The sequence below is a fragment of the Winogradskyella sp. ECml5-4 genome, assembly GCF_036903175.1.
GTDB lineage: Bacteria > Bacteroidota > Bacteroidia > Flavobacteriales > Flavobacteriaceae > Winogradskyella > Winogradskyella damuponensis.
Genome location: NZ_JAYJLF010000005.1, coordinates 93849 through 107632, shown reverse-complemented (window position 1 = coordinate 107632; position 13784 = coordinate 93849). Strand labels below are relative to the sequence as shown.

The window sequence follows — 13784 nt, the reverse complement described above, 5'->3', positions numbered from 1 at the left end:
ATATGGAACATATAGAATTATTTTTCAAATCGATATTTATAGATAACATGGTATTTGCAACATTCTTAGGAATGTGTTCTTACTTAGCTGTATCTAAAAAGGTGTCAACAGCTGTTGGTCTTGGTGCTGCTGTAATATTTGTATTAGCTATTACAGTACCATTAAACTGGTTGTTAGATCAGTATTTATTACAACCTGGTGCATTATCTTGGTTAGGTGAAGAATATGCGAGCTACGATTTAAGCTTCTTATCTTTTATTATGTTTATTGCAACAATTGCTACTATGGTACAATTAGTTGAAATCATAGTAGAAAAATTTTCGCCATCATTATATAACTCGTTAGGTATATTTTTACCTTTAATTGCTGTAAACTGTGCCATTTTAGGTGGTTCATTATTTATGCAATCTAGAGAAATAGCAACCTTAGGCTTAGCCTTAAATTATGGTATTGGTTCTGGTATTGGATGGTTCTTAGCAATTTTAGCAATAGCAGCTATTAGAGAAAAAATTAGATATAGTAATGTACCACCAGCTTTAAGAGGTTTAGGTATTACATTTATTATAACAGGTTTAATGGCCATTGGATTTATGAGTTTTGGTGGTATGTTAACAGGAGGCGATGAAGAAGCACCTGCAGAAGATAAGTCTGCTGCAATTGAAGTAATAAAAGAAGATATTAATAAAGAAGCTCAACTTAAGTCTGACTTAAATGTAGCTGAAAATACAAACGAGTAATTGATTAGTATGATGATATTAGCCGCAAGTACAATCGGAACTATAGTCGCAACAGTAGCTGCCTTTTTATTGGTAACTCTATTGTTAGTAGCACTATTATTATTTGTAAAACAAAAGTTATCACCTTCAGGACCTGTAAAGATTTTGATTAATGGTGAACGTGAAATAGAAGTGAGTTCGGGAGGTACTTTGTTAAGTACTTTAGGTGCTGAAAAAATATTTTTACCATCTGCTTGTGGTGGAGGTGGAACTTGTATTCAGTGTGAGTGTCATGTTTTATCTGGTGGTGGTGAAGCATTACCAACAGAAACTCCTCACTTTTCTAGAAAAGAATTAGCTCATGGAGCGCGTTTATCTTGCCAAGTAAAAGTAAAGCAGGATATGGAAATTACGATTCCTGAAGAAGTATTTGGTATCAAGAAATGGGAAGCAACAGTAGTTTCAAACTATAATGTTGCAACATTCATTAAGGAGTTTGTAGTTGAGATTCCTGAGGATATGAATTACAAAGCTGGTGGATATATTCAAATTGAAATCCCTGAATGTGAAGTTAAGTATGCAGATATGGATATTACTGCACACCCAGAAGATCATCCAGGTGAACCAGATAAGTTTAAAGCAGATTGGGAAAAGTTTGGTTTATGGCCTTTAGTAATGAAAAACGAAGAGCTAGTTGAACGTGCTTATTCTATGGCTTCTTACCCTGCAGAAGGAAGAAGAATTATGCTTAACGTTCGTGTTGCAACTCCTCCTTTCGATCGTGCAAAAGGCGGCTGGATGGATGTAAATCCTGGTGTTGCTTCATCTTATATCTTTAATCAAAAAGTTGGTGATAAAGTAACAATCTCTGGACCTTATGGTGAGTTCTTTATCAACGAGTCAGATTCAGAAATGTTATACGTTGGTGGTGGTGCAGGTATGGCACCAATGCGATCACACTTATACCAATTATTTAGAACATTAAAAACAGGTCGTAAAGTAACATATTGGTACGGAGGACGTTCTAAAGCAGAACTATTCTATATCCATTATTTTAGAGCATTAGAAAAAGATTTTCCAAACTTTAAGTTCTATTTAGCATTATCAGAGCCATTAGAAAGTGATAATTGGAAAGTTAAAAAAGATATTAATGACGAAGAAGGTGACGGATTTGTAGGTTTCATTCATAATTGTGTAATAGAAAACTACTTAAATCATCATGAAGCACCAGAAGATATTGAATTATATTTCTGTGGACCACCATTAATGAACCAAGCGGTTCAGAAAATGGGAGAGGATTTTGGAATCCCTGATGAGCATATTAGATTTGATGACTTTGGAGGTTAATCTAAAGTTATTATCATATAAAAAAAGCCAACTCATTTTGAGTTGGCTTTCTTTATTTTTATAATGTTATGTTTATACCAATTCCGTATTGAGCTTATCACTGTTATAATTAAATAACACTGAACAATCCATAACATCATTTATCTTATCTAATCTACATAGTTCGGTAACAACATTGCATAAACCATTAAATAAAATAGTTTCGTTGATGTAACGAGGTCTGTATAAACGCTTTTGCTCAGATAAATTATATCCACATCCCATAAGGAAAGCATTTTCAATTTGTAATAATTCAATAGCTAAATAGCCATTAAATCGTCGACCTAAATTTTGATGCACTAAGCCTACGTAATTCAATTTGGTTGAACCATGGATGTCTGTTAAATGTTTCCAGCTATCTTTGTTATCTAGAATATTACCAACTGCACATTGCTTAAAATCGTCAGGATTTAAAGTCTTATTATGAAATGCTAGATATAATTTATTAATTGCATTGTCAAAACGAACTGAGGTTTTCATAGCGCAATGATTTTTTGTTTTAAAATAAAAAGATACAAAAAAATGAAATGACTTTGAAAACGTAATGATTTCTATTCGTTAGAAGCTTTTATTTATATTCCATTATCAAATAAACAGAGGTTGTTTCTCCAATGTTTAAAACCTCATGTGAGGTTATAGAATCTTTACTGAATGTATAACCCGTTGGAACATTTACTTCTCGAGTCCCTGTATGATCTGTAATTCTAAATTTACCTCCTATTAAGGTATAACCAACATGTGGATTGTGATAGTGTTTTTCATGTCCTACACCGGGTTCAAACGTGCATTTAAGGACTCTAAGTTCTTTATTATCTTCTAACACCTCGCAGACAGCATTGCCTTTCCAACCCGCTTCTAAAGGGTCTGGTAATGGATTTTTGTTTTTACAGCTCGAAAGACCGATTGCAATAAGGAAAGCGAGTTTAAAAACATTTTTGTTTTTCATTTAGTTGATTTGCAAGCAAGATAGGAATTTCATTAGGATTAGCTATTGCTGTTTTCAGCTTATGAGATAGCATATTTGTTATAATATATTCTTTTTAATGTGATTTCAAGTCATCTGAAATTTTTGTTATTTTTTAATGTCATAATCAGTTTGTAATACGTTTATGAGGTCTTGCGATTTTTGTTGTTGTTGTTCTTCTTCTTCTTCTTCTTCTAAAGTTCTGCATTGGCTTCTTTCCAATTGTTGAGTTGTAATGCAAAGTTCAACACACCAAAAGTCATAACTTTTGCGTTAGGTTAGGTATGAAGAAAGTTATACTCATCCTTTTTGTATTGGCATCGCTTGCTGTTTTAGCCTTTCAGTTTCAACCTGTAAAAAAAGCGGTTACTATAGTTACATCTAGTATCGAAACTCCAAGCCTTGTTAATAGAGATAGTTTAACCATTGCTTCGCGAGTAAATTTACCTGAAGGCTATAAACGTGTAACTTATAAAAAAGGAAGTTTTCAAGACTATCTTAGAAACTACAAACTAAAACCGTTTGGAAGTAAAATTATCAACTACGATGATACCCATTATTTTTGGCAAGGAGGTCATATCGGAATTTTAGAAGTTCCTGTGCCTAAAAACGGATTGCAACAATGTGCCGATGCTTTAATTAGAATTAGAAGCGAATACCTTTGGGATAACAACAGAAAAGATGAAATAGGTTTTAATTTTACCTCAGGCCATTATTGTTCTTGGACCAAATATGCAGAAGGGTATAGGCCTAAAATTAATGGTAATAAAGTCTCATTTCATAAAACGGCAAGGGTTAATACATCAAAAGACAACTTCTATAAATACTTGAATTTAATTTATATGTATTCAGGAACCTTATCACTTTATAATGAGTTGGAAGCTGTTGCAGCCAAAGATTTAAAAATTGGTGATATGCTTATTAAAGGAGGTTCACCTGGTCATATTGTTATGATTGCAGATGAGGTTATAAATGAAAGTGGTGAAAAGTTATTCTTATTGTTTCAAGGTAATACACCAGCGCAAAGTGTACATTTGGTTAAAAATTTGGAAGATTCAACGCTATCTCCATGGTATCAATTAGAAGATGATACTGTGATTTCGGTTTCAAATTATACATTTGGGAATTCTAAATTTGTACGATTTAAATAGAATTAAGTTTTCCTTTATTTGAAGACTAACACAATATAGGAAAACTTAATTTTTAGACTCAGTTATATTGTAACTGAGAAAGGTCCTGGCTCAATGTTATTTGGGGTATTACTGTCTTCTTCAGAGGATCAGCTGATTAAAAGAAAGGCAAGTACAAATAAATAGACATAATTTTTCATATACTTTATTTTTATTGATTATTTACTTGTACATCGTTTATTACACAAAATGTCATCATAAAAAAACACTAAAAACAAAATTTGTGTTCCTATCACTATTTAAGGTTGATTCAATTTAATCAGTTGTAAAATATTTGAAAATATGAGCTAAAGTGATATGCCCTTTTCTTGTTTTTTTCTATTTATTTAAGTCTTCTTTTTTTTTAAAATTACAGCTATTAGAATGGCTAATGTTAGGGTAATTAGTAACCAAAATATTAAATTAGAACTAGATTTTAAGTCAATAGGACTTGTATCACCAATAAGCACTAGGCCTGCCCAATATTGTGGAGAAATTGTTCTGCCTTTTGCCATTCCTATATAATCTAATTTCGCTTTTTGTAAAGCTTCATCTTTTGGTAAGCCTTTTTTTAGATAGCCGTAAAAATTTTCAATAATTATAGCACTAGATTGTTCGTCAATTTTCCAAAGGCTGGTTAAAATGCTTTCGCTACCAGCATAATTAAAGGCATGTGCTAGAGAAATCATACCTTCTCCTGCTTGATAGGTTGGTTTTCCTGTTTCGCAAGCTGTTAGTATCGCTAAATTAGAAGCTAGATTTTGATTGTAAATTTCATAACTATATAGCGAATTATCTTCATCTGTAACGTTTTTAGCAAAGATAAGTCGCGATAGTTCTGGTGATACATTATTAGACTCGGCATGAGTTCCAATATGAATTATTTTATGCTCTTTTGCCTGTTTAGTGAATATTTGCTTTGAGGCATTTTCATTTAAAAAAGAAGTGCCATTAAATAATTTTGAATGTTTTTTTGCTATTTCAGCAGTAAAAGGTTGTGATAAAAGTGTTAGATAAGTCTTGTCAAAAGCTATTGAATCTGTTATTTTAATTTTATAGGCTTCTTTCATTTCATCATTAAACTCTGGAGCAAAGGCTATGAAATCATTAGTGTAATCTATTGTGTTTCTCTGTTTGTCTAATAGTAAGAGGCTATAATTGTACGATATGCTGTGTTTTGCTAGTAAGCAATTTGTAGCTAAGTCTTTAAAAGAATTAATCTTGTTTGGAGTTAGCATTTCAAAGCTAAGGTTGAAAAGTTCTCCATCGGGAATGATAATCACATTTTTACTTTTTATGAGATCTTCTAAAGGCTTCCATAGTGCATTGTATAATTGGTAAAGGGTAGTGTCTATTTCTGAGAGTTGTTGCGTTGTTTTGCTATTTAAAGACGTAATCTGTGTTGATATATTTTTACTCTCTAATTTTGTTAAGTGGATTTCCGTTTCAGAGGCAACAAATGCATGTAGCATATTATTAATCTTTAAATAGCGGACGACTGTAGTTTGCTTTGGTATTTTAGATTGTAGATTATCAAGATCTGCTTCAATTTTAGCATAACGCATTTGATAATATTCTGGATAGGTTGTTTTGAGTTTGTCCAAAAATATTTCCCAAGATTTTTCAGCTTTAAAAAAGGAATCAATTTTTGCATTGTTTTCTGATAGACTTTCAGATAATGATGTTTTTAATTTCTTCTCACGTTTAAAAATAGATTGAGGGATATTGGCAAAATTAACGTCGTGTTTTAAATTTAAACGTGTTCTAATATTGTTATAAATATTAGCTTCATGTAATTCTATAATATTGTTGAGGTATTTAGGTTTTTTGGTTAATTCGTAAAGCTCTAAATAAAGTTTTTTGGAGAAATTTGAAATGATTTTACTTTCAGATAGTAATGCGTAAATATCTTCGGAATTAAAAATAGTAGCTTTTCGTTTTTCTAAAATAGTAATAGCTTGGTTAAGCGTATTGGTTAATTGAAGAAGGAATTTTTCATTCTTTTCTTCTGATAAATGATAAATAGATTTGGCTTCTAGTAGTAATATTGAAGGTTTTTTGAATTCGATTTGAAGCGAATCCATAGCAGATGATGCTGTTTTGATTTTATTTTTAAGATAAGTGTTTCCTTTTTCTGCCCATTCGTATGCCATTTTATAATCGCCGACATCAAAATATACGTTTGATAGTGTAACAATTTCCTTTAGTAATGGAAAGTTGTTATCGCCACCATTTTTAAAAGTATAATTGTATGATTTAAGCGCCATTGCAATAGCTTTTTCTTTTTGATTATTTGCCGCTAGAAATAAGGCATAATCTCGTAATAGTATAAGGTATGCTCTACTGTATTCAGTAGGATAAGCTTTATTGTAAAGCGCTTCACTTTCTTCGTATATTTTAGTTGCGGTTATAGCATCTCCTTTTTCGGCATAAGCTCTCGCTTTTAATTGTAAGAGTTCTGCTTCTACAGCATGATAGTCGCTAGAAAAGCTTTTGAGTTTTTTTAATCCTTTGTTAACGGTTTCTATGCCTTTGTCTAAATCTCTGAGTTCAATTTCGGCAGTAGCTATTTGACTTATATTGGTAACCAATCTAGGATTAGTAGGTTCATATACCAATTGCTTTTTTTCATAAGCATATTTAAGCATGTCGTAAGCTTTAGTAATAAAACCTATATCATTATAAAAAGCGGCCAAATTTGAAAAGGCAGAGGCCAGTAGTTGTTCTGCTTTTGTAACTAATTCTTCATCCTTAGAATTAGTAATGATCATTTGAAAGTCTTTAATAATCTCTTTTTTTGTTTTAATAGCATCACTAACATTTCCTGAATCATCTTGTACTAGTGCAAGGTTAAATTTAAAAGCACTTACGTAATACAATTTATCATAGTCTTTAAGGTCGCTTTCTTCGGCTGTTTTTATAGCTTTATTAAAATATATTTCGGCACTATCTAATTTATTCAAGGTCCACATGGAAACTGCAATGCCATTATAAGAATCTGATAGTTTATATTTTTTAACGTCTTTAGATTTTTCGTAAGCCAAAGCCGATTCTTTAAAATACACTGAAGCATTACTCAAATCGTATAAAGCATAATAATTACTACCAATGATATAGTTTATTTCACCTAATTCTTTTTGTTTGATGTCTGTAACGGATTTTGCGTATTCCAAAGCTTTTTTAGACGCTTCTAAACATTTAGCATCATTAGCTAAATGCAGGTAAAGTTGATCCATGCTTAAGTAAGCTTTGAATAATGTTCTTTTATTTGAGGTTAGTGTCGCTAAATGATCAACAAATTTTTGAGCTTTTTTTGCTGCTTCTATAGCGTCTTGTTTTGCAAAAGCTAACTGTCCTATGTAAAGAGGGTAGTGGTAAAGTGAATCGTATTGTTTTGTGTTTTTTAAATAGTTTATTTGAGCATTTAAAGTAACATGGGCCTTTTTATAGTCTTTTATTGATAGTAGCGAATCAATTAGTTTTGTATTTATTGAAGTGTTTTTTTGCGCAAAACCAATTTGCATTACACCTAATAGGGAACTAAAGAGCATAACTTGTCTAGCACAATTGTAAAATCGTTTCATAATCAATAAGTTAATAAAAAAATAGGTTAATCGTTTAGCTCAGATAAAAGGGCTTTACTATTATCAATAGTTGAGTTTTGTAAACTAGCTTTTGCTTTTTTTATGTTTTCGGCTTTTAAATAAGCCAATCCCAAATAATAATAAGCATCATTTACTAGTGCAAATTCAGGGTTTTTTGAAACCTTTTCTAACAAAGGAATTGCAATTTTCTCATTCTTATTTGCCAAATATGCCACTCCAATAAAGTAACTTAGAGTATCATTGTTTGGCTTTGTTTTTTGCAATGTTTCCCATTTAGTAATGGCAGTTTTATAATCACCTTGTTTGTAATTTACCATAGCATCATAAAATGCGTAGTTATCAGTGCTACTCATCATTGTTGGTAATCCTGGGTCTGGTGAAAAATACTTGGCATACAAATGCTCATTAGAATTGTCTTTTAAAATCCAAATGCTACCAGCAGCAATAATAAGAGCAGCTGCCACTAAAAGGCGTTTCCAATTTATAGTATGTACTTTGGTGTTTTTGGCTTGAGTATTGCTTGGAGTTTTTGCAATCTCATCATGAAAAACATTTAATTGTTCTTTTAAAGCTTGTGTTTCAATACCTAGTAAAACGGTTTTTATATCGTTTACTTTAGTTTTAAAATCGGTATCTGTTTTTAAAGATTTTTCAAATGCAACCAATTCGGCACTCGAGAGTTGATTGTTAAGATAGGCTTCAATCTTTTCAAATTCTTCTTGTGTTATATGACTTAGGTCCATTGCTATTAATTATTGTTTTTTAGGGCTATTTCTTTTAGTTTTTGCATGCATCTATATTTTTTATTTCGAGTTGAAGCTGAGTCTAATGCTAACTCTTCAGCGATTAATTTCATTGATTTTTTTTCGAAATAAAACTTACGAAGTAAGCTTTTGCATGCTTCACCTAAATTCTTAAATGCTAGCATTACATCTTCTAATCGTTTCTCTTTTAAAATGTCATCATCATTTTTAGAACAATTTGTATCTGCAGCTTCAAAATGATTCATTTTTGAAGCGACTATGGTTTTCTTATGATGTTTAGAACGTAAATAGTCTAACCATTTGTTTTTAGAAATAGTATACAAATAGCCATGTATGGAGCTGTCGTTTTGCGCTTTAAATTTATCATCCTTTAAATTCTTCCAAACAGTTATAAAAGCATCTTGAAAAATATCTTTAGCCTGATCTTTGGTCCCACTATTTTTTAAAATATAAGCCTCAATTTTTGGGTAATTTAAGGTGTACAAGGATTTTAAAGCCAATTGGTCGTTCGCTTTTAAAGCTTCAACAAGTGGCAGTTTGAGTGATTTTTGGTTGGTTGTTAAATCGACTTTTTGCATATACAATATAAATATATATGAAAGATGTGATGATTACAACCATTTTGGTTAAAGTTCTCATTTATAGTGGTTAGTCGTCGCTTTTGTTTAAGTTTTGTAATCGTTCCCAGTTTTGGCTATTGGTATCGGTATTAATGTTTGGATTGTGATTAGGATTGTCATCTCCAATATATTCGTTGTTGCCATTTATCCAAACATTGTTGTCGTAACCATCAATTTTATAAATGTTTCCTGACTCATCAGTCATATTTCTACGTTCCCAAATGCCATCTATAGTAGCTGCGTGTCCTCGATCGGACATTGCACTTCTTCTTTTCCAGCTTTCATGACTACTGTCTGCCATATCGCTATATGCTTTTGCATTTTGTCTAATTGCTCTACCAGTAGCTTCAATAGCAGCCATCCTTGCTCGGTGTCCAGCATTACTTCGTTCTGACATTTTAGAATAGTATTCATTGTTTGTTTTTACCCACTGCGGATTAATTTGTAAGTTAACCAGAGCATATATAATATCTTGCTTTGCTTTATGATAAACGTTTTGAGGTGCTTCCATTGTATTAATTGTATAACCCCAATCTATACCTCCAATACTTGTATACTGTGTTACAAAATAACGTATAATACCAATAGATAAATTCCCTTTATCATCTTTCCATTCTGTGACCATACATTGGTATTGTTTGTTCTCGGGTGTTGCTTTAAACATATAGCTATCAATACGCTTATCAGATTGTGCTAATTGTGGTAAAGGATATTGTTTAACCAAAGTGATGCCTTTCTTTTTTAAATTTGGTATAAAGTCTTCGTTTATAAGACGCTCTAAAGGTTTTAAAGGCTGAACCTTAGATCCATTTTGCTGAGCGAATTGATTTTTCTGTGGATCATTATAATATCTAAATGATATATATTGTTCATTATATACTTTTACACCATTGGCACTTTCAAAAAGTATGTTTTCTGGGTTTTGATCTTTTTTATTCCAAGACTGAGGAATAGGTATAATACCAAATGGCATTCCAAATTGCGGACTCATAATTTTATGAGGTTTTAGTCTGTTGCTAATAGATTTTTGTTGTTGATTGTTGTTCTCAGAATAATTTTCAGATTTAAAATTAAATTCTGCATTTTCATTTGTTTGTTTTCCATCACAAGAGAAGAAAAGTACAGCAGTTACTAAGATGTAAAAAAGGTATGACGCTTTCATAATATGTGTGTTTAAATAGATTAGTTTTTTGTGGTATACTTCTATATCGATATTATTGAAAAATGTCATCATGAATTTTTTCTTTAGTGAAAGATATTATGGTTTTATAAGCAACTTTGTATCTTTGTTGTTATGAGTAAACCTTTAACACCTCAAGAAGTTCATAATCTTGCCATGAATCATGTAGGCAAAGATTTAGAAGCGCGTGGTTTTGAATTTATTGCGATTAATAGCAAGTTAAAACGCCATCCGCAATTTGTTTGTATGGATAAAAACAAACAATATTATTTTGTGGTTGTACGTGCTGTGATTTTACCAGAAAACCCCAACAATTATGATGTCGTTTGGATGGAGACTTTTAAAAAGCATGCCTACGAGAAAGATGCTAAAGTCTTGTATGCAGGAGTTGGTTTGGGGAATCCTGATGGAGAAGATTTGCCTATTTATTTAAATCAAGAATACCTTATTGAGTATAATGGGATTCAAGTTATTGAAATGAATTTGAATTAATACAGTCTCAATTTTATCAGGCATTGCTGTCTAAGTCAATTTACATGTTTATGAAAAAAATAGTTTACCTATTTCTAATTGTCATTCTTTCTTCTTGTAATCAAGAGCCTAAAAGCACTAAAATTAGCGGACCTGTATTTGGTACAGCCTATAATATTCAATATTATACAACAGATAATTCAAATTATAAAACGCAGTTTGATAGCCTTTTTGCTGTAATTAATGAGTCGATGTCTACCTATATTCCAGATTCAAAAATATCTCGAATTAATAACGGAGAAATCATTGAAGTAGATGAACATTTTACGCGTGTTTTTAACAATGCAAAGAAAATTTACAGAGCAACCGAAGGTGCTTTTGATCCTACAATTGGAGCTGTGGTTAATGCTTGGGATTTTGGACCAGAAGGTAAAATAATTAATATAGATAGCACGACTATAGATAGTTTAATGAAGTCTGTTGGTTATAATAGAGTGGGATTAAAAAACAATAAACTAATAAAAAACTCTAATTCATTTATAGATTTTAATGCTATTGCAAAAGGGTATGGAGTCGATGTTATTGGAGAATTTTTAGAAAGTAAGAATGTTACCGACTATCTGGTTGAAATTGGAGGAGAAATACGCGTAAGAGGTCTTAACCTTGATAAAAAATCACCTTGGAGAGTAGGTGTTGATGATCCTAATTTTAATGAAGAACAAACCTATTCAAAAATCATTGCTTTAGAAGAAGAAGCCATGGCAACTTCGGGAACGTATCGTAAGTTTAAAATAGATGAAAACGGTAATCGCTATGCACATATCATAGATACAAAAACAGGATATCCTTCTAAAACTAATATTTTAAGCGTCTCTGTATTAGCCGAAGATTGTATGACCGCCGATGCTTATGCTACCGCATTTCAGGCCATGGGAATTGATAAAGTAAAGGCATTTACAGAGCGACACCCGGAATTAAAAGTGTTTATTATTTTTGAGAATGAAGCTAAAGAGTTTGAGACTTTATCGTTAAATGACTTTCCACAATAGAAGCTTGATTTTACGTATAACAATTATGCTTAAGTTCAACATTCTGTTCTGAAAATCTCAAAGAAAAAGAATGCTATAATAGTACTGAAGATTATAAATGATGTATTGGGCTGTTAACAGATAGAAGTATAGTATATAGCAGAAATTATTTTAATACAATTGTTCTGTAGTTATAAGGTATTTACCAATACCAACAACCAGCCCGCAACTAAAAGTAAACCACCTATGGGTGTAATTGGTCCTAAAAACCGAAGTTTTTTGCCTTTAGCGTCCGATAAAACCAAACCGTAAATACTAAAAGAGAAGAGTATAATACCGATTGTAAAACACCAGTACGTTGCTGTAGTGACGTTGGTGGCGCTAAGTCCTAAAGCTAATAAAACAATGGCGTGGTACATTTGATATCTTACACCAACTTCAAAACTATGCAATTGCTCTGTAGTTAAAATTTTCTTTAAGGCATGAGCTCCAAAAGCACCAAAAATTACAGCTAACATTCCGAAAAGTGCACCTGTAGCGATTATAATGTGTTGCGTCATTTTAGTAATGGTTTTATTTGTAAACTACAGGAATAATTTCGCCTTTAGCTAAACAGTATTTTTCAATATCCTCATCAGAAAGTGAAGCTGTATAATCGACTTCTTCAACTTTAAAACCTATAGAACGTAGCTTATCAAAATAATCACGACCATAAACACGTACATGATCGTATTGTCCAAATATTTTAGCGCGTTCAGCCTTATCTGTTATCGTATCATCTTCAAAAGTTTTAGCCCGATTTAAATCTTGAGGAATTTGAAAAATACCATAACCACCAGGTTTCATCACTCTATATAATTCTTGCATCGCCTTTGTGTCGTCAGGAATATGTTCTAATACATGATTACATAAAATCACATCATAACTGTTATCTTCAAAAGGAAGGTCGCAAATATCGGCTTTGACATCTGCGATAGGTGATAGTAAATCTGTTGTGGTATATTTTAAGTTTTTAAGACTTCTAAAACGTTTTAAAAAACATTGTTCTGGTGCAAAGTGGAGAACGCTTAATGCTGAACTTGATTCAGTATCTCGTGAAAAGAAATCCGTTTCATTATTAAGATACAACCATAATAAGCGGTGACGTTCTAAGCTTAAAGTTGAAGGCGAAAGTACATTGTTGCGTTGGTTTCCGTAGCCATAAGGTAAAAAGGTTTTGAAACTTTTACCATCAATAGGATCTGTATAGGTGTTGCCTTTTAAAAAGAAAGCTAAAATAGGCCGTGCTACATAGCTTAACCTTATGAGTAAAGGTCTTGGGATGGTGTTTAATATTATTTTGAAGAGTTTTTTCATTGTTACGCAGAGATTCACGGAGAGACACAGAGGTTCACGGAGTGCTTACTCAGATGTGTTTATGAATCGTTTTATACCGTTTTTTAAAAGTTTAGTATTGAAATTGAATAATAGTCCAATAGGATAATCTCCTAATTTCATGTAAGTCAGTATTTGAGCTGTATGAACATCTGTGAATTTTTCAACTGTTTTGAGCTCAATAACTATTTTGTTTTCTAATAATATATCAATTCTATAACCGTGGTCTAAAATGATATCTTTATAAATGATAGGTCTTGAAACTTCTTTTTGAACAGAATATCCTAAGGCTTTTAATTCATAAAATAAGCATTCTTGATACGCGGATTCTAGTAATCCAGGACCAAGTGTTTTGTGCACCTCAATAGCTGCTCCAATAATATTTTCCGTAATTTTATCGTATACCATAATATCAAAATTATACTCAAAACGCTCCGTGAATCTCTGTGAAAACTCTAAGTATCTCTGAGAAATAACTATTTGGTGATAATAAGAAACAATACCGTT

The 13784-nt window shown here is 31.8% G+C and carries 14 protein-coding genes; 5 read left to right on the top strand and 9 right to left on the bottom strand.

The features are described 5' to 3' along the window. Positions 1-2 precede the first annotated feature (2 nt). On the top strand, positions 3-737 hold the full coding sequence (gene nqrE / locus VDP25_RS05335; RefSeq protein ID WP_215928625.1) for an NADH:ubiquinone reductase (Na(+)-transporting) subunit E: 735 nt from the start codon (positions 3-5) through the stop codon (positions 735-737). Positions 738-749: 12 nt separating this feature from the next. Then, positions 750-2063, top strand: coding sequence for an NADH:ubiquinone reductase (Na(+)-transporting) subunit F (nqrF, locus tag VDP25_RS05330; RefSeq protein ID WP_334467916.1), 1314 nt, complete (start codon positions 750-752; stop codon positions 2061-2063). A gap of 72 nt (positions 2064-2135) precedes the next feature. Here nqrF and VDP25_RS05325 read toward each other — a convergent pair whose 3' ends face one another. Together VDP25_RS05325 and VDP25_RS05320 are read right to left on the bottom strand one after the other, a co-directional pair. Then, positions 2136-2582, bottom strand: coding sequence for a Na(+)-translocating NADH-quinone reductase subunit F (locus tag VDP25_RS05325; protein WP_334467573.1), 447 nt, complete (start codon positions 2580-2582; stop codon positions 2136-2138). An 88-nt stretch (positions 2583-2670) separates the two neighbouring features. Next, the gene (locus VDP25_RS05320; RefSeq protein ID WP_334467571.1) at positions 2671-3048 is read right to left on the bottom strand and encodes a cupin domain-containing protein; all 378 of its coding nucleotides are present in this window, start codon (positions 3046-3048) and stop codon (positions 2671-2673) included. A 302-nt stretch (positions 3049-3350) separates the two neighbouring features. Here VDP25_RS05320 and VDP25_RS05315 point away from each other — a divergent pair, with 302 nt between their 5' ends. After that, positions 3351-4217, top strand: a complete 867-nt coding sequence (locus tag VDP25_RS05315) for a DUF4846 domain-containing protein (protein ID WP_334467569.1) — start codon at positions 3351-3353, stop codon at positions 4215-4217. Between the two features lie 365 nt (positions 4218-4582). Here VDP25_RS05315 and VDP25_RS05310 read toward each other — a convergent pair whose 3' ends face one another. The 4 genes from VDP25_RS05310 to VDP25_RS05295 form a co-directional block, all read right to left on the bottom strand. Further along, positions 4583-7819 (bottom strand): CHAT domain-containing protein, encoded by a 3237-nt coding sequence (locus VDP25_RS05310; RefSeq protein ID WP_334467567.1) that lies wholly within the window; start codon positions 7817-7819, stop codon positions 4583-4585. A gap of 26 nt (positions 7820-7845) precedes the next feature. After that, positions 7846-8583 carry a tetratricopeptide repeat protein gene (locus tag VDP25_RS05305; RefSeq protein ID WP_334467565.1) on the bottom strand — a complete coding sequence of 246 codons (738 nt, stop codon included), beginning with the start codon at positions 8581-8583 and terminating at the stop codon, positions 7846-7848. 5 nt (positions 8584-8588) lie between these two features. Further along, a complete protein-coding gene (locus VDP25_RS05300; protein ID WP_334467563.1) occupies positions 8589-9182 on the bottom strand; it encodes an RNA polymerase sigma factor in 594 nt (197 codons plus the stop codon). A gap of 70 nt (positions 9183-9252) precedes the next feature. Beyond that, the gene (locus tag VDP25_RS05295; protein WP_334467561.1) at positions 9253-10386 is read right to left on the bottom strand and encodes a hypothetical protein; all 1134 of its coding nucleotides are present in this window, start codon (positions 10384-10386) and stop codon (positions 9253-9255) included. Positions 10387-10518: 132 nt separating this feature from the next. On the opposite strand from VDP25_RS05295, the gene VDP25_RS05290 reads away from it, so the two are divergent. Beyond that, positions 10519-10896 carry a Na(+)-translocating NADH-quinone reductase subunit F gene (locus VDP25_RS05290; RefSeq protein WP_334467560.1) on the top strand — a complete coding sequence of 126 codons (378 nt, stop codon included), beginning with the start codon at positions 10519-10521 and terminating at the stop codon, positions 10894-10896. 50 nt (positions 10897-10946) lie between these two features. Further along, positions 10947-11924, top strand: coding sequence for an FAD:protein FMN transferase (locus VDP25_RS05285; RefSeq protein WP_334467558.1), 978 nt, complete (start codon positions 10947-10949; stop codon positions 11922-11924). Positions 11925-12094: 170 nt separating this feature from the next. Here the strand turns inward: VDP25_RS05285 and VDP25_RS05280 are convergent, their stop codons facing one another. The 3 genes from VDP25_RS05280 to VDP25_RS05270 are packed head-to-tail and all read right to left on the bottom strand — an operon-like array spanning position 12095 to position 13685. Then, positions 12095-12463 (bottom strand): DUF423 domain-containing protein, encoded by a 369-nt coding sequence (locus VDP25_RS05280; RefSeq protein ID WP_334467557.1) that lies wholly within the window; start codon positions 12461-12463, stop codon positions 12095-12097. Between the two features lie 13 nt (positions 12464-12476). Next, complete coding sequence (locus VDP25_RS05275) at positions 12477-13259, bottom strand: class I SAM-dependent methyltransferase (protein ID WP_334467556.1); 783 nt, start codon at positions 13257-13259, stop codon at positions 12477-12479. A 45-nt stretch (positions 13260-13304) separates the two neighbouring features. Next, complete coding sequence (locus VDP25_RS05270) at positions 13305-13685, bottom strand: GxxExxY protein (protein WP_334467555.1); 381 nt, start codon at positions 13683-13685, stop codon at positions 13305-13307. Positions 13686-13784: the final 99 nt, after the last annotated feature.